The 17987-nt window shown below is 59.3% G+C and carries 18 protein-coding genes and 2 pseudogenes; 10 read left to right on the forward strand and 10 right to left on the reverse strand.

The window, feature by feature from the left end:
* Positions 1-112: 112 nt before the first annotated feature.
* Positions 113-295 (forward strand): hypothetical protein, encoded by a 183-nt coding sequence (locus CQ12_RS16100; RefSeq protein WP_057836274.1) that lies wholly within the window; start codon positions 113-115, stop codon positions 293-295.
* A 147-nt stretch (positions 296-442) separates the two neighbouring features.
* On the opposite strand, the gene CQ12_RS16105 is transcribed toward CQ12_RS16100, so the two are convergent.
* From CQ12_RS16105 to CQ12_RS16115, 3 genes are all read right to left on the reverse strand, one after another.
* On the reverse strand, positions 443-1171 hold the full coding sequence (locus tag CQ12_RS16105) for a type 1 glutamine amidotransferase domain-containing protein (protein ID WP_057836431.1): 729 nt from the start codon (positions 1169-1171) through the stop codon (positions 443-445).
* Positions 1172-1261: 90 nt separating this feature from the next.
* The gene (locus tag CQ12_RS16110; RefSeq protein ID WP_057836275.1) at positions 1262-1504 is read right to left on the reverse strand and encodes a hypothetical protein; all 243 of its coding nucleotides are present in this window, start codon (positions 1502-1504) and stop codon (positions 1262-1264) included.
* Positions 1505-1636: 132 nt separating this feature from the next.
* A complete protein-coding gene (locus CQ12_RS16115; protein WP_057836276.1) occupies positions 1637-2083 on the reverse strand; it encodes a PRC-barrel domain-containing protein in 447 nt (148 codons plus the stop codon).
* A 306-nt stretch (positions 2084-2389) separates the two neighbouring features.
* On the opposite strand from CQ12_RS16115, the gene CQ12_RS16120 reads away from it, so the two are divergent.
* A complete protein-coding gene (locus CQ12_RS16120; protein ID WP_063799751.1) occupies positions 2390-2845 on the forward strand; it encodes a hypothetical protein in 456 nt (151 codons plus the stop codon).
* 1168 nt (positions 2846-4013) lie between these two features.
* Entirely contained in the window at positions 4014-5036 is a 1023-nt protein-coding gene (locus CQ12_RS16130; RefSeq protein WP_057836432.1) for an LLM class flavin-dependent oxidoreductase, read from the forward strand.
* A 13-nt stretch (positions 5037-5049) separates the two neighbouring features.
* Here CQ12_RS16130 and CQ12_RS43790 read toward each other — a convergent pair whose 3' ends face one another.
* From CQ12_RS43790 to CQ12_RS47230, 3 genes are all read right to left on the reverse strand, one after another.
* Positions 5050-5430 (reverse strand): hypothetical protein, encoded by a 381-nt coding sequence (locus tag CQ12_RS43790; RefSeq protein WP_157088250.1) that lies wholly within the window; start codon positions 5428-5430, stop codon positions 5050-5052.
* A 102-nt stretch (positions 5431-5532) separates the two neighbouring features.
* Positions 5533-6237 (reverse strand): deaminase, encoded by a 705-nt coding sequence (locus CQ12_RS16135; protein ID WP_057836279.1) that lies wholly within the window; start codon positions 6235-6237, stop codon positions 5533-5535.
* A gap of 828 nt (positions 6238-7065) precedes the next feature.
* Positions 7066-7200 carry a hypothetical protein gene (locus tag CQ12_RS47230; RefSeq protein ID WP_283807371.1) on the reverse strand — a complete coding sequence of 45 codons (135 nt, stop codon included), beginning with the start codon at positions 7198-7200 and terminating at the stop codon, positions 7066-7068.
* Positions 7201-7491: 291 nt separating this feature from the next.
* Here CQ12_RS47230 and CQ12_RS16150 point away from each other — a divergent pair, with 291 nt between their 5' ends.
* From CQ12_RS16150 to CQ12_RS16155, 3 genes and pseudogenes are all read left to right on the forward strand, one after another.
* Positions 7492-10443: a formate dehydrogenase subunit alpha gene (locus tag CQ12_RS16150; RefSeq protein ID WP_057836282.1), complete on the forward strand. Its 2952-nt coding sequence runs from the start codon at positions 7492-7494 to the stop codon at positions 10441-10443.
* A gap of 12 nt (positions 10444-10455) precedes the next feature.
* Positions 10456-10807, forward strand: a pseudogene (locus CQ12_RS43795) (formate dehydrogenase); the annotation flags it as partial.
* Entirely contained in the window at positions 10774-11841 is a 1068-nt protein-coding gene (locus CQ12_RS16155) for a DUF3306 domain-containing protein (protein ID WP_057836283.1), read from the forward strand. The pseudogene CQ12_RS43795 and the gene CQ12_RS16155, both read left to right, overlap by 34 nt.
* 293 nt (positions 11842-12134) lie before the next feature.
* Here the strand turns inward: CQ12_RS16155 and CQ12_RS46355 are convergent, their stop codons facing one another.
* From CQ12_RS46355 to CQ12_RS45060, 4 genes and pseudogenes are all read right to left on the reverse strand, one after another.
* Positions 12135-12515 carry a PRC-barrel domain-containing protein gene (locus CQ12_RS46355; RefSeq protein ID WP_057836433.1) on the reverse strand — a complete coding sequence of 127 codons (381 nt, stop codon included), beginning with the start codon at positions 12513-12515 and terminating at the stop codon, positions 12135-12137.
* A gap of 6 nt (positions 12516-12521) precedes the next feature.
* Positions 12522-12899 (reverse strand): annotated as a pseudogene (locus CQ12_RS46360) (PRC-barrel domain-containing protein); the annotation flags it as partial.
* 422 nt (positions 12900-13321) lie between these two features.
* The gene (locus tag CQ12_RS16170; RefSeq protein WP_057836285.1) at positions 13322-14368 is read right to left on the reverse strand and encodes a glycosyltransferase family 4 protein; all 1047 of its coding nucleotides are present in this window, start codon (positions 14366-14368) and stop codon (positions 13322-13324) included.
* Positions 14369-14621: 253 nt separating this feature from the next.
* Positions 14622-14858: a hypothetical protein gene (locus CQ12_RS45060; protein WP_198164169.1), complete on the reverse strand. Its 237-nt coding sequence runs from the start codon at positions 14856-14858 to the stop codon at positions 14622-14624.
* Between the two features lie 793 nt (positions 14859-15651).
* Between CQ12_RS45060 and CQ12_RS16180 the strand changes: the two genes are divergently transcribed.
* The 4 genes from CQ12_RS16180 (at position 15652) to trxC (ending at position 17971) form a co-directional block, all read left to right on the forward strand.
* Positions 15652-15792, forward strand: coding sequence for a hypothetical protein (locus CQ12_RS16180; protein ID WP_198164170.1), 141 nt, complete (start codon positions 15652-15654; stop codon positions 15790-15792).
* A gap of 408 nt (positions 15793-16200) precedes the next feature.
* Positions 16201-16614 carry a hypothetical protein gene (locus CQ12_RS16185; protein WP_157088251.1) on the forward strand — a complete coding sequence of 138 codons (414 nt, stop codon included), beginning with the start codon at positions 16201-16203 and terminating at the stop codon, positions 16612-16614.
* Positions 16615-16633: 19 nt separating this feature from the next.
* Positions 16634-17485 (forward strand): aldo/keto reductase, encoded by an 852-nt coding sequence (locus CQ12_RS16190; RefSeq protein ID WP_057836289.1) that lies wholly within the window; start codon positions 16634-16636, stop codon positions 17483-17485.
* 24 nt (positions 17486-17509) lie between these two features.
* On the forward strand, positions 17510-17971 hold the full coding sequence (gene trxC / locus CQ12_RS16195) for a thioredoxin TrxC (RefSeq protein ID WP_057836290.1): 462 nt from the start codon (positions 17510-17512) through the stop codon (positions 17969-17971).
* Positions 17972-17987 lie beyond the last annotated feature (16 nt).

Below are 17987 nucleotides of genomic sequence, written 5' to 3' on the forward strand. Positions count from 1 at the left end.
GCGAGTCTTGTTAACCGGACCTTGGTCGGCGCGAGCGCTATCACCTGCCATATTGCTCGACGGCGGCATTGCGACCGGAACAGCCATTTCATCCGATACTCGGTGGACGGCCATGCTGGTGGTTTGGGGCGACTTCTTTGCTGCGTCCATGCTGGCAGGTCCATTGGTGCCGATGAGTGGCCCACAGCATCAGCACGATAGCAAAACAGACGAACGCGACGATGACCGGGACGGCATAAGGCTTTCGGGATTCATGGGAGTTCTCCTTTGCCTGGATTATCAAACCCGGGATTGAACTTGACCGCGGCGCAAAGATCACAACCATGACCGTATCAATTGACGATGGCGCTGTCCCGTCGCTGATGGGGCTGCTGCTCGCTCGACGAGCTCATGCTTGATTTGCCCGATGGACCGGCGCCGCATTCGGGTAAAGCCCGCATTACTATTCAGGCGCTCCGAGCCGCGACGTTACCAACTTTCGGGTCTGGGCCTTGATCCCCAATCGATCGAGTAAAGCGTTGGCAACAGCTTCCGAGGATGCTGGATTTTGTCCCGTGATCAGATCGCCATCGGAGACGGCATAGGGCTGCCACTTCTCTTTCCGGGAATAGTTGCCGCCGTTGTTCCTCAACATATCTTCAACCAGGAACGGTACGACGTCCGTCAGTTCAATTGCAGCCTCCTCGAGGTTGGAAAATCCGGTGACGGATTTGCCGGCGACAAGGGGAAGGCCATTGGACGCCATGGTGTAACGCAACGCGCCCGGGCCATGGCAGACGAGCGCTAATGGATGACCCGTGCCGGCCATGGTTTCGATCAGTGCGATTGAGTGGGGGTCATTGGCGAGATCCCATAACGGCCCGTGGCCGCCTGGATAGAAGGCGGCATCATGGTCGCGGGCCGAAATGCTCGACAGCGTCCGGGTGTTCGCGAACTCGGCTTGCGCGTGACCGTCGCGCCGAAAGCGAATAGTCGCTTCGGTCTCCGCCTCGGGCCACTCACTTCTCGGATCGACCGGGGGCTGGCCTCCGTCGGGAGATGCAAGTGTGAGAACGATGCCGGCGTCCTTGAAGATGTAGTAGGGCGTAGCGAATTCATCGAACCAGCAGCCGGTCTTCTTGCCAGTGTCCCCAAGTCGGTCGTGCGAGGTTAGTACGATCAATATCCTCATCTGAGGGTTGCTCCTCTGCTCAGCACCTGGGTGGCGGTGGAGCATTGGGCATCATTGCTCGACGTTCATTGAGGGTCATCAATGTTGGCGTCAAAGTTCAAACCAGCGCTGATCGGCATAGGCTTCTGGTTGTGGGTCACATTGATTGTCGGCGAACTTTTGAAGCTCGTCCTGGTCGAGCGCCTGTTCAACCTTACCCGAGACAAGTTGACGAAATTCCCGCCTTTTGGGCGTACAAAAGGTGGGCGTACAAAATTCCGCGAAATCAAGACGCGAAATCAAGACATGGCTGAAAAACACCGAGGCCTGGCAGGCCGCTCGCGCATTTGGCAAGTCCGCCCGTCAGTATCTAACCAAGATCAAGAAATCCGCTGCAATGCAGCACTTGCAAGTTGCGAGTCGCCGAGTCGTCGACAGGCAAATAAATTCTTCTTTAGATCTCGACCTGCAGTGGTACGCGTGCCCTCAATACTTGAATTCGGGCATCGCCTTCAACTGATCCTTGGTCGTGTTGTAGATCGCGTGGTCCGGATACCACTTGCGGCTCGAACCTGTCGCCGACGATCCCGTCGTGGTGGTTGTGCTGCCGGACGCGGTGCGTGCGGGCTCGTCGACCCATTTCAGCTGATCGTAGGGGACGGCAACGTATTGTTCGCCGAGGCCGAGAAAGCCGCCGACCGACAGGATCGTCTTGCTCGCCCTGCCAGCTCGCTCCAGAAGGATATCCTTGACCTCGCCGAGCTTTTCGTTGCTGTTGTTATAGACATCCACGCCTACGAGCTTGTACGCACTGTATTCCGTCGTCGCCGCGCTGGTTCCGGAGGAATTCTTGCTCGTGTCTGTCTGGGCAAATGCGCCGCCGGTCATGAGGGCAACGCTCAGAAGCGCGGTTGTGATATGTTTGGAAGCCATATGAGTTCCTCTGTCGTTGTCGCCTGAAGCTAATCGATCCATGGCGTGGTACCTTGACGGCCGTCAATTCTGACTGCGGCCGGCCCATCGTCTAACGGGCTTCCACAGTATCTGGGAATCTTAACGAAGCTGGACCAGCCGCACGAAGAGCCATTGCCGGCTCACGTGTCGAGTTCAGCGTAGCGCTTTCCTCGTCTACACAGTTGCTTCATCAAGAAACCGTCGGCCCCGCTGGGTGTTGTCCCATGGGGCTGAAGCATCGCAGCCGGCCTCCAAAGGAAACGTCAGGCGCGTGAGGAGCAAATCATGACGTCAAAGCACCCAAAGCAGAAGAAGCCAACTGACGTGAATCTCCGCCGAAATCCGCTGATCGGTGGATCTAAGGGAACCACCATGGCTCATGTGACGGCCGAGCAATTGCAACAGCTCGAAGGCGTGAACACCATCGAAGGTGACGTCGAGAACGACACAAATCCGCAAGGGGGCGTCGACAAGGCAGAGGTCCGCAACGCTCGCCGCGGACCGCCCGATCATGGCCGTGAGCCTCCTCCGCGCCTAGCGGAGGGCCTACATGTCAACAAGGCTCGGCCGAAAGGCGCGGGAAGCGGCGCTATGACCAACCTGCAAGACGAGTTGGTTGGAGAGAACGTGGTGCTCTCGAACCGCGACAAGGTCGTCGAGTCCGGCGATCGCGGGCAAGACGGAAAATGGATCGAGACCGAGCAGTTGGCAGATCACGTCGCCAACAAGGGGCGGGGTTAGATGCGAGCACGCCGGCCTGTTGGCTTGGTCCGCAAATCGCGGATAAAGTCCAACAGTCCCTCACATCGACAACCGCAATCGCTTGTCGGGCGCGCTCACCACCTCCGGTCCAACGTCCTGAGTTCGACCGTCCTGAGTTTGATGCCTGCGCCTGCAACAATTTTCTGGCGTCCGGTTGAAGCTCGAGTCGCGCGCCTCGCGGGTCTATTGGCCGGCGGGCTGGGCGAATTTTCGTCGCTGATATCTGTCATGGTATCGAGGACCCTCCCGATTAGCGGTCGTCAATCGGTTCTCTGCGCATCATACGACGACATCGCGGTCCGCTTCTTGCGCGGGCGTGCAGGTGATGCCGTGCAGGTGGTTTTGCTAGCGTCGCAGAAGTTGCGTGTCATCAATGCGACCTTGCCGTTTGACCGCTATGATGGATGAGGCGGCAGGCACACTGGCCAGGCACACTGGCAATGCCGGAGGGCAAAGGAGCATCGCATGAACAGAAATGTACCTTATGCAATCATCTTCCTGATCGCGATGGTTTGCGTCGCCGTCGTTCTCATGCTCTGGGCAATGGAAGGAACCAGCAGCGGACGTCTGCAGCGCCAGGCCTCCGACACGCCGCGAAGCGCATATAGGCCACCCAATGAGAGCCCCGTTCCTGCGGCACCCTTGCCTAGTAATGACGCCCGTGCCGACAGCGTCAGGGGGAGCGGCGGTCCCGAGAACAAGAGCCGGTAGAGTGGTTTATTCCGACGGATAGTCCATGATGAGACTCGTGACGAATCGAATGGAGCAGGCTCGAAAGGCGGGCGGAAGCGGAATTGGCTTCACGACCGCAGTGATCATTGCCATCATCTCCTGCGTCGCCTTGCTGGCATGGAGCGCAAGCTAGAGGGCCCGATAATCCCCAGTCACGTCACAAAGCCGGTAGCTCGAACCGAGGGTAGCGATGTCGAGGTTTGAATTGTTCTCCTACTTGAGCGATAATCGTCGTAGCTATGACTTGAAACAAGGCACTCCTCATCAGGCGATCGAACATGCGAGCGCTGGTCTGGCACCGCCGCTGACTGCACACCAGCGATTCCTCTACATGAGTGCGACCGACATCATGACGAAGAGAGCCTAAATACGGATCATGGCTGTAGTGGCCATGAGCGTGAAGATGGAGGCGATCGTGATTCCCTTTTCGGTACTGGATCTGTCGCCGATCAACGAAGGCAGCGACGCAGCTCATGCCTTCCGCAACTCGCTCGATCTCGCGCAGCACGCAGAGCGATGGAATTACAAGCGGTTCTGGCTGGCTGAGCATCACAACATGCCCGGCATCGCCAGCGCGGCGACCGCGGTGGTGATCGGCTACATCGCCGGTGGCACCCAAACGATCCGCGTCGGATCGGGCGGGATCATGCTGCCGAACCACGCGCCGCTGGTTATTGCCGAGCAGTTCGGCACTCTTGAATCGCTTTACGAGGGCCGCGTCGACCTTGGTGTCGGCCGCGCTCCCGGAACGGATCAGCGGACGGCGCGCGCGTTGCGGCGGAACCTTGCGGAAAGCGCCGATAATTTCCCGCACGACGTCATGGAGCTGATGGCGTTGCTCGAACCGGTGCAATCTGGCCAGGCGGTGCGGGCCGTTCCCGGCAGCGGACTTAGGGTGCCGGTCTGGCTGTTGGGATCCAGCACGTTCAGCGCGCAACTCGCCGCAATGCTTGGCCTGCCATTCGCATTTGCATCGCATTTTGCGCCGAGGGAGCTGTTCCAAGCGCTGAACTTATACCGCACCCGGTTTCACCCCTCGCAATATTTGCAAGCTCCGTACGCCATGGTTGGCGTTAACGTCTTCGCCGCGGACACGGATGCGGACGCGCAGCATCTGTTTACTTCGTTGCAGCAGCAATTCATCAGTTTAAGACGCGGCACTCCCGGTCCGCTGCCGCCGCCAGCCGACGACCTGGATCGGCGCTGGTCGCCAGCGGAGCGGTCGATGATCGAGGAGTCGCTGGCCTACTCGGCTGTGGGCAGCCCGGCCACGATCGAACGCGGACTCGCGCGGATCATCACCGAGACTCGGGCGGACGAGCTTATTCTCACGGCACAGATCTACCACCACACGGCGCGACTGCGCTCATTTGAAATCGCCGCCGAAGTGCGTCCCAAGGTCGCTGCGCTTGCCAGCTCAGCGGCATCCATCGCCTGAAGCCTGCGGCCCGTCAGGTGGCTGTTGCCGGGACGACACTTTCGGTTCCGGCGCTCATCGGCGCGATCATGCGCATGGTGTGGCGACTGCCAACGGCATTCTGGTGATCAGCTTTGCCCGCGAGCGCCATGGTCATCGGCATGCCGCCGATGGCTATCGAACCCTGGAAGACCTGGTGCCCACAATCTTCAGCTTGGTGCACTGCCGGGAGCTTGAGAACGCCAACCAGGCGGCCGTCGTTTGCACGGCATCGAGGGCCACGTGGAGGGTGGAGGGTGCCGCGCAGCCCGCTGGGAGCGCGGGACACCGATACACATTCGTGCGCTTCAGTCGAAAACCTTGCCTGGATCGCAGATCCAATAAAGCCAATGCCGCCAACAATGAGGATGCGCATTGCGATTCGTTGCTTGGCCCAACGGCAGCGCTCCGCGATGTTCGGCGGTTGAAACCTGCCGGAGACAACGAGATCGGATCACGGGCGCGTGCTTTGCGCCGATTACTCGATAGCCTTCCGATCGCTGGCCTTCCGTGCCAAACGCGCTGCCCGGACCTGTCTGAAATCCCCAAACGGTGCGCCCAATTCTCTCGCTTTGCTCTGGACGGCAAGCCGCGAACGTTTCAGCACCACCGACGCACGGGCGGGTGAGACGCCACTATCGGCTAGTGCACGGAGAAGCTTGATCTGTTCGGCAGTCCAACTGCGGCAAGTGATACGCGGCATACGACATTGCTCCTTATTGGAACTTTGCTGGATGGCCTGCTCCCATTCGAAAGTTGATTTGTCGATGGCCTCCTTTAGGGCGGAATGGGGCACGAGCGCGACCACTGCCGGCCCGAGGCTGGTGATGCTCTCGCGGATCGCATATGAGCAATAGGCGCATGGCTCGGCGCTCGCATATATCACGCAGTCTTCCAAATTCACGGTGCCGAGCGCCTTCTGCGCTCCAGAGATTACGACCACTTCGGCATACCGTGTTACATCACCTTCGTTCGCTACCCAGTTGATGGATTCGGAAACGATTTCGCTGGCGCGGCGGATCACGGCGCCGTAGGGATATTCGCCTTTCTCTCCAGATAGCACCGAAAGCGCGATACAACGGATCATCATCTTCCGGTCGAGTTCGTCAGTTTCCGGACTTCTCATGGTGAACCTATCATCGGCCGAACCTTGCCGATGATCAACTCTGAGCTGCGCAAACATATTATGTCGTTGATATCGGTCAATGCATTACGCGCAGGCGTTGGAAATCGGCGCGCTGGCGGCTGCGTGGCTCTACTTCCGACAGATGCATCATCGTTCACGTGATGAGGATCTCAGTTGAGCATCCCCGGTTTATGAGAATTGATGCCTGTCAAGGCCCATAGACAACTGCAGCGGCATACTCTGCCGCGCTTCCGCAACGAAGAAAGGCCGAGTGTTGAAAAGATTCCACGCTGTTGAATGGGCTGATCTGATCGAATTGCGCGACTGGTGCCGTTGAGTAGTCCGCCGACCCCTTTCGTCGAGCTGTGTCGCTGTCATGGCCGCTTCGGGTGGAATTGCGATTGCCAATCTCGATCACAACCAGCCGATGCAGTCCGAAATCCGTGCGTGTACGCTTAGGTTCATCGCTCTGCTGGTTCGACAAGAGGGAGAGACGATATGCGAAGTTCGTGTACCCGCATCGCTCTTGCCGCGTTCATCCTGGGCATTTGCAGCTCCATGGGTGCAGCCCAGCGGCAGAGTGAAGATAAAAAGTCGGAAGATTCTCCTTGGAGTACCGGACGCACGGTATTGCCGGACAACCAGGGGCAACCCCAGCCACAGGGCTGGACCGGCCCACTGTCGACCGGCACGGGCGGCGCGCCACCGACAAGTCCACAGGGGGGCACACCGCCAGACATGCAACCCGCGCCGGGCGGTGCGACCAAGAGCATCGTTGATCCTTCTCCTAAACAGTAACGCGTGACGTGGCTGCACGGAGGGAAAGCCCCGATGAACGGTCCTTCACCGGTCTGGCCTTGCGGTTTGCTGACGCCGTATACGCGGTCAAGGGCAGGTGGCCTCCGTATTCTCAGTTTTCGCAATCACAGGGGAAAGAACCGTGCCATCGGCGCGCAGCAGACGGGGCAGGGAAAAAACCTGTTTTAGAAAATTGATGTTTGTCACGATACCCAGGGTCATACTGTGCGCATAGTGGGGATTGAGTTTGATCTCTAACGTCCGTTGGACCGCATGGGAAAGGCTCATGTATGATGAAAGGACGTGTCCAGGCAGCCGTGTATCGGCGTGATCTGCTTCGCCTCGCGGTTGCAAGCACTGCTGCCGCGACCGTTGGAACGTTGACCATCGAGCCCATCGTGGCTGAGCCTACGGGTAGCGCCGGTAAGCGCAAGCCTCGTTACCAGGCGAACTCAGCCGAGGTTCAAAACTTCTATCGCGTCAACAGCTATCCCGCCCGATAAGGAGGCGCGCATGCTGTTCAGGAAGTCGGAACGTCGCAGCGGTCGGGGGCAAGCAGCTATCGCGCCGCCTCAACCACGCAGGGGCATTGATCGCCGCGCGTTCTTGAATCGCTCGGGCCTCACCGTCGGTGCGCTGGCGGTGCTTGGCGACCTGCCGCTCGGCCGCGTTCGCCAGGCGAAAGCCGGCCCGCCGCCTCCCGCGGGTGCCACGGTTAACACCCGCAAGAACATCTGCACACATTGTTCGGTCGGCTGTTCGGTTATCGCGACAGTCACGAACGGCGTGTGGATTGGGCAGGAGCCAGACTATGACAGCCCGATCAATCGTGGATCGCATTGCTGCAAGGGCGCCGCGGTCCGCGATGACGTCTTGAGTGAGCGCCGCTTGCGCTACCCCGTGAAGCTTGTCGATGGCCAATGGATGCGTCTGTCATGGGAGCAGGCCATCGACGAAATCGGGGACAAGCTTATTGAGGTTCGCGAGAAGTCCGGACCGGAGTCGGTGTACTGGCTTGGATCCGCCAAGTTCACCAATGAGGCCGCCTACCTCAACCGCAAGCTTGCGGCCTTCTGGGGCACGAACAATTCCGACCACCAGGCGCGTATCTGCCATTCCACGACGGTCACCGGGGTAGCCAATACCTGGGGCTATGGCGCGATGACCAATAGCTACAATGATATTCGAAATGCCAAGACCATCATGGTCATGGGTGGCAACCCGGCCGAGGCGCACCCGGTTTCGCTTCAGCACATTCTTGAAGGCAAGGAGCTGAACCGGGCCAACATGATCGTCATCGATCCACGAATGACGCGGACGGCCGCGCACGCGACCGAGTATGTTCGCGTTCGCCCCGGAACCCACATCGCGACGATCTACGGCATGCTTTGGCACATTTTCCAGAACGGCTGGGAGGACAAGGAATTTATCCGCCAGCGGTCGTACGGCATCGACGAGATCCGCAGGCAAGTCGCGAAGTGGACGCCCCGGGAAGTCGAGCGTGTTACAGGTCTGCCGGAAGCACAGGTCAAGCACGTCGCGGAAATGTTCGCCAAAGAGAGACCCGCAACATTGATCTGGGCTATGGGTCAGACGCAATTCTCGACCGGTACAGCGAACGTCCGTGCCAGTTGCATACTGCTGCTGGTGACAGGCAACGTCGGAGGTCCCGGAGGCGGCGCCAATATTTTCCGTGGGCACACCAATGTGCAGGGCGCTACCGATCTCGGCCTCGATGTGACGACGTTGCCACTCTATTACGGCCTGACCCAGGATGCCTGGCAGCATTGGTGCCGGGTATGGGAGGTCGATTACGACTGGATCGCTTCGCGCTTCGCGAGCAAAACGCTGATGGAAACTCCGGGAATTCCTAGCACGCGCTGGTTCGACGCGACTTTATTGCCGAAGGATCAGGTCGCACAGCCCGACAATGTGCAGGCGATGTTCGTCATGGGACATGGCGTCAACACGATCACGCGGATGCCGGAAGCCAAGCGAGGGATAGAAAAGCTCGAACTGCTAGTGGTGTGTGATCCCTATCCGACCGCATGGTCGGTGCTTTCGGAACGCAAGAACGGCATCTATCTTTTACCGGCCTGCACTAGCTTCGAGATGGATGGTTCGCGGACCGCCTCGAACCGCTCGCTGCAGTGGGGCGAGAAGATCGTGGACCCGGTGTTCGAATCGAAAAACGACTACGAGACGATGTATCTGCTCGCCCGCAAGCTGGGTTTCGCCGACCGGATGTTCAAGAACATCAAGATAGAAAACGGCGCGGTATCGGCGGAGGATATTCTGCGCGAGATCAATCGCGGTGGCTGGTCGACCGGCTATTGCGGACAATCGCCGGAACGGCTCAAGGCGCACATGAGGAACCGGGGCAAATTCGATCTTGTCACCTTGCGTGCGCCGAAGCATGATCCGGAAGTGGGCGGAGACTATTACGGCCTGCCGTGGCCGTGCTGGGGGACGCCTGAGTACAGACATCCGGGTACGCCGATTCTCTACAATACCAATCTTTCGGTAAGCGAAGGCGGCGGCACGTTCCGCGCGCGGTTCGGCGTCGAACGCATCGTCAAGCGCAAGGTGATGGAGAACGGGCAGGAAGTCGAAAAGGAGCAACACGACAATTTACTTGCTGAAGGCTCGTATTCGGTCAGTTCCGAAATCAAGGACGGCTACCCCGAGTTTACGCTGGCCGTGCTGAAGAAACTGGGCTGGGACAAGGACCTGACTCCGCAGGAAATGGAGGTCATTCAACGCGTCAATCGTGCCAATCCCGATGCGGTGTCATGGGCGCTGGATCTCTCCGGCGGGATTCAACGTGTCGCGATCGAGCACGGCTGCTCGCCGTACGGCAACGGCAAGGCGCGCATGATCGCCTGGAATTTGCCTGATCCGATTCCGGTCCATCGCGAACCGATCTACACCCCCCGCCCGGATCTCGTGGCTGATTATCCGACGCTGCCGGATGCCAGGCAATTCCGCGTGCCCAATATCGGCTTCAGCGTCCAGAAGGCTGCCGTTGACAAAGGCATTGCCACGCAGTTTCCCCTGATCCTGAATTCGGGCCGGCTTGTCGAATATGAAGGCGGCGGCGAAGAGACGCGATCCATTAAATGGCTAGCAGAGCTGCAGCAGCACATGTTCGTCGAAATCAATCCGACGGACGCTCGCGCCCGCGGAATCAAGGATGGCGGATGGGTTTGGGTGACCGGGCCGGAGAGTAATTCGAGGGCTCGCATGAAGGCCTTCGTGACGGAAAGAGTAGGCGAGGGAGTGGCCTGGATGCCTTTCCACTTTGCCGGTTGGTACGAAGGCGCCGATCTGCGTCACAAGTATCCGAAAGGTGCCGATCCGATCGTACTCGGCGAGAGCGTGAACACGCTCACGACCTACGGATACGATCCATCGACCGGCATGCAGGAGCCGAAGGCCACCCTTTGTCAGATCAGGGCGGCGTAAGAGGATAGAGTCGTGGTGCGCATGAAACTCCTTTGTGCCGACCGCAACATCGACTGCAATTCCTGCGTCACCGCCCGCAAAAACGAGAATGACGTCCCCAGGAGAATGACGGCAAGCCCGGTGAGCGTTCGGTTTCGATGGGCTGCATGCATTGCACGGGCCCACGCTGTGCGGAGGTTTGCCGTGTGGACATGCATCAATCCGACAGACGATTGCATCGTGCTGCTTCGGAAGATTTGCGCATCGGCTGCGGCTACTGCTTCTATGCTTGCCCGCGCGCGGCGCCGCAGTATCCGATGGTCAATTTCGGGTCTCGCGGTAAGATGGAAAATGCCCTTACTGCGCCCGTTGCGGCGTCCCGGAAGCGACCGGCGACGCCGGCTGAAGCTGGAATCGGACCCTGCCCAGCCCAGGGACCGCGCGTCGATTGGGGCCTTTGATCCGGCAAGCCTGCCATCGATCGAAACAATCGCCGCTGAGACCGATATCCGCGCATTTCTGGACGAACGCGTGCCCTCCGAGCTGACGCGCCTTGCGCTACGCCGGGCGTGGGCGAGCGATCCTGCAATCCGAGACTTCATTGGAATCGCGGAAAACCAATGGGATTTCAATGATCCGAATGCAATCCCCGGCTTCGGTCCGCTGCGGGCAAGCGACAATCTGCTAAGTCTTCTTGTGCAGCAGGCGCTCGGCAATGCCGACAGGCTCGCGGAAACAATGGCGGCATTTCCGGCGTCTCGCGCGCAAGCGCAGTCGTCTGTGCTGGATCGCGAGGCCACAAATCTTGACCGGAGTGCGGGCAGGACATTAGACGTTGCGTCGGAAACCCGCCCCAATCCTGGAAGGTTGGCCGTTGGCAGCGACGCGAAAGGCGGATGGGTGGACGCCCCGGCCCAGGCATCGCGGCGGGCAGCGGTCGCGCTGCTGATACATATGGTGGTGCGCCGAACCGGCGTTCGCATGGCAGTGCCTTGCCGCGGATCAAGGTTTGACTTGAGGCAACGTCCGGCTGAGCCACAGGCCGAAACGAGAACCAAGCGGATGCAAGAGCCGACCTCACCCTTACTGCCTGAATCCGCCGTCGATGAGATCGACTGTACGCGGGCGCGGGAATACGCGCTGCTCGGAACGCTGCCTTCTCACAGTCCCGATGCCCGACTGATCGGTCAGCTTGCGCTGCTGATGGGCGACGCGACGCTCGGACGAGCTCATGCCTTGTTGGGGAAGGCCCCTGCCGCTCGAGCGAGCAAAGCGCTGCGCGGGAGTATTTCGATTTGTTTGTCGGGTTCGGACTCGGCCGGCTGCTGCCGGATGCGTCCCATTATCTGGCCGACTCGCTGTACGGCCGTCCGCTCGCCAGCCAGCGTGACACCCTTTGGCGGGCTCTGCGTCGATTAGGCCGTCCGAACCCGAAGATCACGTTTCAATCCTTGCGAGGTCATGGCGGGTCTGATCGCAGGCGAGATCGTCGCTCGGGCTGGTGCCGATCGCGAGTTCTTCGAAAACTACCTCGCGCCATGAGCGAAGCGGCTTTTTGTCGACCTCGAACACGCAAAATCGGTTCAATTTTGGAAACCCAGCGCACGAACTTGAGGTCGCCGGCCGTATCGGCTGAACCTTCCCGGTAGTGGGCATCGATTTCGGCGGCGCGCCGAGGCGCGATGCCTTCGATGAGAGACCCGCGATGGTGTTCACGAAAGATCGGAAGCAGCAATCCAATAGTATCTGACCTCCCAATAGTCGTAGACGTCCTGGTTGCGGGCCCGAGCTGTTAGTTCCCAGTTTTCCCCTTGCTCGACCTTCGGCGCGTTCTTTATCTCCTCTTCGGTGATGTCCACCTGGAAGCCATCTGGCTTTTCATTGCAGGTCAACATCGACCAGGGAATAGGGTAGTGGTCCTCTCCGATGCCGAGGAAGCCGCCGAAACTCAGGATCGCGTAGGCGATCTGGCCCGTGAGTTTGTCGATCATCAGGCGCTCGACCTTCCCGATACGCTTGCCGTGTACGTCATAGACCGGCATTCCTTCCACGCTGTCGCTGGTGATGAGGGACGAAGTGTGGCCCTCTTGCACCGGTGCGGGTTGCTCCCAATAACCATGGACCCGCTCGTCGCGGTCCGGGTTCGCTTGCTCCCAGCCTTCCACTGGTTCGGCCTTCGGGGCTTTCTTGAGTTGCTCCTCGGTGATCTCGACGCGATATCCACCGAGCTTCTCATCGTAGTTCAGCATCGGCCAGGGAATCGGATAGTGAGTCCCTCCGATACCGAGGAATCCCCCGAAACTCAGGACCGCGTAGACGATGCGGCCGCCGGCCTTGTCGATCACTAGCCGCTCGACCTTCCCAATGCGCTTGCCCTGCGCGTCATAGACCGCAGTGCCTTCGACGCGATCGCTTGCGATCAGGGAAGACACAGTTCCGCTCTCCGTCGCGGGTGTGCGCTGCATTGTAGTCACCATGTGATTGTCTCCTTGATTGGCACATTCAAAACCAGAGCATCGGCCCCGGATCTACCCAATCGGTGGCTTCGGAGGCCTGAACTCTATTGCAAGCAGCTACGCTGCCATCGCCTCCACTGCATTGATGGTCGTCAACGCTTGTGAACGGTGTGCGGCATCGTCGATTTGGTGCCCTCGACTCCAGCTTGCATAGCGATCGTTGCTTCAAGTGAAGAGGCGTTTCAGCGCGTAACAGGAGGCCAATCGAGCAATCAGGGATCGGCCACAGGATAGCATGGTGATCAGTCGACTGGGACACCGACCTAGCTCTCCTGACCTGCTTCCACGGCGCGTCCTAACTGACTGATGCGAATCTATGTCGCCCGGCGCGCCTGTGTTCCTCTTCGGCGACCATTAGTTCGGAAGCGTAACGCGCGGCGGGCTCAGATGACCTTCGAGAGTCTCCGGACGCGCATCAAGGACTCGTACTTGTCGATGTATTCCCTCGCCATACGATTTGCGGTGAAGCGTTCCTCGAAACGTATACGTCCCCTGTGGCGGTCAATCTGGCCGAGACGGCCAACCGCATGAACTGCTTCCTCCTCACCCTCGACCACGAAGCCCGTAATGTTTTCCTCGACTATCTCTGGCACCGAGCCCGATCGATAGGCAATTACTGGAGTCGCGCATGCCATTGCTTCGATCATGACAAGGCCGAATGGTTCTGGCCATTCGATTGGAAATAGTAGAGCCGCAGCACCTGCAAGAAATGATGCCTTAGACTTATCGTTCACTTCGCCGAGAAGTTGGATATGCTTCCCATCAATTTGCGGTTCCAGAGTCTGCTTGAAATAGGCTTTCTCATCTCGAGGGATTTTTGCTGCGATCCGAAGCGGCATTCCCGTCGCATGCGCGATGCGAATTGCGCCTTCAGGCCCCTTTTCGGCGGTAAGTCGACCCAGAAAGGCCAGATAGGAGCCTGGCTGGTACGAAGGACTAAATAGGTCGATCGGGAGGCCGTGATGGACGGTGCCGCACCAGTTCGCAGCGGCAAGCGGCAGACGCTGATTGTTTGAGATTGACACGAAAGGGGCCGTTGGAAACTCCCGAGTCACGTCAGAGAGGCCAGGTAGATCAAGGCGTCCATGCATCGTGGTGAGGAAAGGTACAGCGAGGCGGCTCAACAGCGGCAAATGTACCCAATCAGTATGGGCGTGGATTACATCAAATTCCTTGGCTCGCTTCGACATTGCTTCAAGCAGAGCGGTGCACGCCGCCATGGGATCCGCGGCTGGGTGGCTGAGCCGAAGAGCACGAGGCCAGACAGGATGAAGTTTGCCATGCGTTTTCGAATCACCACTCGCGAACAAGGTCACGTCGTGCCCGAGCGCGACGAGCTCGTCGACGAGCCACGCAACGACCCTTTCTGTTCCACCGTAGAGTCTCGGAGGAACACTTTCAGCCAAGGGGGCAATCTGTGCGATTCGCATGAACCCGAATCCAAGCTTCGACTTTTGGAGATCCGCGAAACGCGGCGCACCTTACTGCCTCCACAGGAGAGGCCGATATCATGGCGCAGCTCAGGCTCCCCGGCAGCGAGCAGGCCATCCGTGGCGACGGGGCCCGCGCCGAGTGCTAGGGTCGGATTGAGATGGACGACTATTCGGGGGCGTCCACCGTAGTGGGCATGCGTGATCCTCGCCGCGCCGGTCGCATGCCAGCGCCGAAACCGATCCGCGAGTTCTAACAGCGCCGCACTTTACGAACGATCAAAGTGCCGTCGGGCCGGTGGCGGCGCTCGACTACTACGCGGCAGTCGTCCCGGGCGTAGCTACGCCACGCCGGTTCGCGCACGATCACGTCGCGTTCGACCACTCGAGCTGGAGGACGAATAACTTCTTCTTCCCAGACCTGAGCTGAGCTGGGCCATGCGACCAAGGTCGTCATGATACCCGCAAGACCTATCACGAAAGTTCTCATGTGTCTCTCCTTGCAATTGACCGGTTGGCATTGGGTGCCAACGCTTAGAGATGTTGGATGTTGCCGCCGGTTGCGAAAGTAAAGCACATGAGGCGCGGCCGGAAATTGATGGCTGTCATGGGCGCGCTTGGGCAGTAGAGCGCCAACTTGGCCACCGGACGCTCTCGAATGCTCCATATTGCTGATGCTGCTTTCTCGACCGGTGATCTCAGGTGCAGTCTTCGCTCTGCTTGGTGTCTACTTTGCGGGCGCCGGCACATGGCTCGCCGTTCTCGGGGGCGTTCGCGGAAAGCGGCCCCGATCCATGGTATTGATGCCGAGGCTGCTGATCCCAACCTTGCTCAGCGTTTACCTGCTGATGCGCTCCATGGTGGGTTGGAAAGCGGTGCGGCGCTTACACCATCGCCTTCCGATTACCTAGTTCAAGTCCGGGACGCCCCGATCCCGCGTCCCAATCGAAAGCCAGTGCCACGATTCGTTGGGCAATTGTTCGAATTGTGGATTTCTGCGCTTGCCAGTTGATGCTCGCGGCTACGATCTTCGACGCTGCCCGCTTCTCGATCACCACGGACATCGGGACCGAACATGACTGCACCATGACAAACGTCACCGCCGCAGTTACGTAATTTCACTAGATCGCGGGCTGTCCCTCATGGCTTGTAGGCTCCTTGGCAGGTCTGAAACATTGCCCTCAAGATGAGTAAGTACGGAGCTAAGTATGGCAGATGTGCTTGATCCGCGACATTGGCAAGAACGAGCCGCGAGAACGAGAGACAAGGCTGAGCAGTTCGGCATGCGAATCTCGCGCGATCGCCTGCTGAAGATCGCCGAGGAGTATGACCGGATTGCCGAGCGAACGGCGGAGCGGCAGCAGGCCTCCTGCGTAACCGGTACTGCCCCTCAAGCCGGGCCGCTCGAATCGGGTCGCCAGTGAACACGTTGCGCTATAATTTACAGCGCTACGGAAATCATCTTAGTCGGCGCTGAACGTGTTGGCCATGCCGTTCGGTTCCGCGGGCTATGGCCGGCCGTGTTGGCCTCCGGGTAATGATGCACGAGCATTCCAAATCAAGTCATGCTGCCGGGCATGAAGCAGCGGAATCGGCACACTGACGTCTGTCAATAATCAGCCTTTGGCTACGGACTTTGCGTATCTCGCAGATCCCTGAGAGGTGCATCTTATCGAGCGGACGCTGTGCGATCAGGGGCACAACGCTAACACGGACTGGTTAGCGGTTGGCAGGTATCGGCCAGCAATGGCGGTTTCCATTTCTGAATTGATAGCGGTCAACGCTTGCTCGCGATGAAGGGGCTAGTGTGGCTCATTCATTCGGGATTGGCCATGCGGAAGATAGTGCAAGGCATCGTCACGTTTCTCGCGATCGCTGTCGCATCCCCAGCGTTCGGCCAAGGCAGCGTGCGCTACGAGCTGCTCCCTGAGCCGGATGTCAAGTCCAACACCTCTTACCGGACGGCTTCGGCCTATGTAGTAGACAAAAAAGAAAATCAATTTTTTGTCTGTTCGGCGCGCTACAACTATCGTGACCTGACGGCGAACAATGGTTCGTGCGTCAAGCTCGACCCGACGATCGGCCGGCCATCGCTAAACGAGACATATGTGGCGCGTGCAGTGACGGGCTCCGCGATGGTCAACCCGTTCCTGCCGGTGATCTGGTTTATCGACCCAGGCAGCGGGGATGTTCAATTTTGCGCCATCCGTCACGCCGGGCTATGCGTGAAAATTAGTCTGCCGTGAAGAACAAGGGACTCGCATCATGACCGTCACCGAGGCCACCCGCACTACCGTACTTCCTTCAGGTGAACACATTCCAATACTCGGCCAAGGAACCTGGCACATGGCCGAGAATCCGCTGAACCGGAGCAACGAGATCAAAGCGCTACGCCTCGGCATCGATCTCGGCATGAACCTGATCGACACGGCCGAAATGTACGCCGACGGTGGCGCCGAAAGGCTTGTGGGCGAGGCCATCAAGGGACGGCGCGATGAAATCTTTCTTGTGAGCAAGGTGCTGCCTCAGAACGCCACCCGACAGGGCACGATAACGGCTTGCAACCAAAGTCTAGCCCGGCTTGGGGTGCATGAGATTGATCTCTATCTGCTGCATTGGCGAGGACTCACTCCGCTGGAAGAAACCGTCGATGCTTTCGAGGCTTTGGTGGGCGCAGGCAAGATCCGGAACTGGGGCGTCAGCAATTTCGATATCGGCGACATGCAGGAACTCGTCGACTTGCCCAATGGTGCCGACGTCGCGACCGATCAGGTGCTCTACAATCTCGAGCGTCGCGGCATCGAGTTCGACCTCTTGCCATGGTGCCAGCGCAGCGGCGTTCCCGTTATGGCCTATTCGCCGATCGAGCAGGGCCGTGTGTTGCGTCATGTCACACTCAAGACCATTGCGGCTCGTCTCGGCGCGACCCCGGCACAAGTGGCGCTGGCATGGGTGCTGCGCCAGGACGGCGTATGTGCGATACCGCAGTCGGGCAAACCGGAGCATGTTCGCGAGAATCGTGGCGCGCTGGACGTTCGTCTGACGCCGCAGGATCTCGCCGATCTCGATGAAACCTTTCCGCCGCCGGACCGCAAACAACCTCTGGCGACGCATTGAGCCCGGTTCGGGAGCCATCCTAACATGAGTGCACAAATCCGCCACATCGTTTGTCCGCATTGCACAAGCATCAACCGAATTCCGGCCGGGAAAGATGCGCGCCGGGCGAAATGCGGCCATTGCCACCAGCTCCTGTTTACGGGACATCCGACGCCGGTTTCCGCTCGCAGCTTTGCCACCCACATCCAGCGCAATGATATTCCTGTCGTGGTCGATTTCTGGGCGGAGTGGTGCGGGCCCTGCAAGGTGATGGCACCGGTTTTCGAGCGTGTCGCCGGCGAGGTCGAACCCGAAGTTCGTTTCCTGAAGGTTGACACAGAGGTGGAAGCCGAGCTGTCCGCGCGTTACAACATTCGAAGCATTCCAACCGTGATGCTATTCCATAAAGGGAATGTCGTCGCGCAACGCGCGGGCGCTGTGGGTGCCGAGGCGTTGCGCCAATGGTTGCGCCAGCATGCGCCATCGGCCGCGCCTGCAGCCTCCTGAACCGCAGATCGGGCCG

Origin of the sequence: Bradyrhizobium jicamae, from assembly GCF_001440395.1 — a bacterium.
In the GTDB taxonomy this organism is placed as follows: domain Bacteria; phylum Pseudomonadota; class Alphaproteobacteria; order Rhizobiales; family Xanthobacteraceae; genus Bradyrhizobium; species Bradyrhizobium jicamae.

What these genes read in the sequence shown, in the direction of transcription:
- CQ12_RS16100 (WP_057836274.1), top strand. Translation starts at nt 113, where the DNA reads ATGCTGGTGGTTTGGGGCGACTTCTTTGCTGCGTCCATGCTGGCAGGT.
- CQ12_RS16105 (WP_057836431.1), bottom strand. Translation starts at nt 1,171, where the DNA reads ATGAGGATATTGATCGTACTAACCTCGCACGACCGACTTGGGGACACT.
- CQ12_RS16115 (WP_057836276.1), bottom strand. Translation starts at nt 2,083, where the DNA reads ATGGCTTCCAAACATATCACAACCGCGCTTCTGAGCGTTGCCCTCATG.
- CQ12_RS16120 (WP_063799751.1), top strand. Translation starts at nt 2,390, where the DNA reads ATGACGTCAAAGCACCCAAAGCAGAAGAAGCCAACTGACGTGAATCTC.
- CQ12_RS43790 (WP_157088250.1), bottom strand. Translation starts at nt 5,430, where the DNA reads ATGCGCATCCTCATTGTTGGCGGCATTGGCTTTATTGGATCTGCGATC.
- CQ12_RS16135 (WP_057836279.1), bottom strand. Translation starts at nt 6,237, where the DNA reads ATGTTTGCGCAGCTCAGAGTTGATCATCGGCAAGGTTCGGCCGATGAT.
- CQ12_RS47230 (WP_283807371.1), bottom strand. Translation starts at nt 7,200, where the DNA reads ATGACCCTGGGTATCGTGACAAACATCAATTTTCTAAAACAGGTTTTT.
- CQ12_RS16150 (WP_057836282.1), top strand. Translation starts at nt 7,492, where the DNA reads ATGCTGTTCAGGAAGTCGGAACGTCGCAGCGGTCGGGGGCAAGCAGCT.
- CQ12_RS16155 (WP_057836283.1), top strand. Translation starts at nt 10,774, where the DNA reads ATGCCCTTACTGCGCCCGTTGCGGCGTCCCGGAAGCGACCGGCGACGC.
- CQ12_RS16170 (WP_057836285.1), bottom strand. Translation starts at nt 14,368, where the DNA reads ATGCGAATCGCACAGATTGCCCCCTTGGCTGAAAGTGTTCCTCCGAGA.
- CQ12_RS45060 (WP_198164169.1), bottom strand. Translation starts at nt 14,858, where the DNA reads ATGAGAACTTTCGTGATAGGTCTTGCGGGTATCATGACGACCTTGGTC.
- CQ12_RS16180 (WP_198164170.1), top strand. Translation starts at nt 15,652, where the DNA reads ATGCGAATCTCGCGCGATCGCCTGCTGAAGATCGCCGAGGAGTATGAC.
- CQ12_RS16185 (WP_157088251.1), top strand. Translation starts at nt 16,201, where the DNA reads ATGCGGAAGATAGTGCAAGGCATCGTCACGTTTCTCGCGATCGCTGTC.
- CQ12_RS16190 (WP_057836289.1), top strand. Translation starts at nt 16,634, where the DNA reads ATGACCGTCACCGAGGCCACCCGCACTACCGTACTTCCTTCAGGTGAA.
- trxC (WP_057836290.1), top strand. Translation starts at nt 17,510, where the DNA reads ATGAGTGCACAAATCCGCCACATCGTTTGTCCGCATTGCACAAGCATC.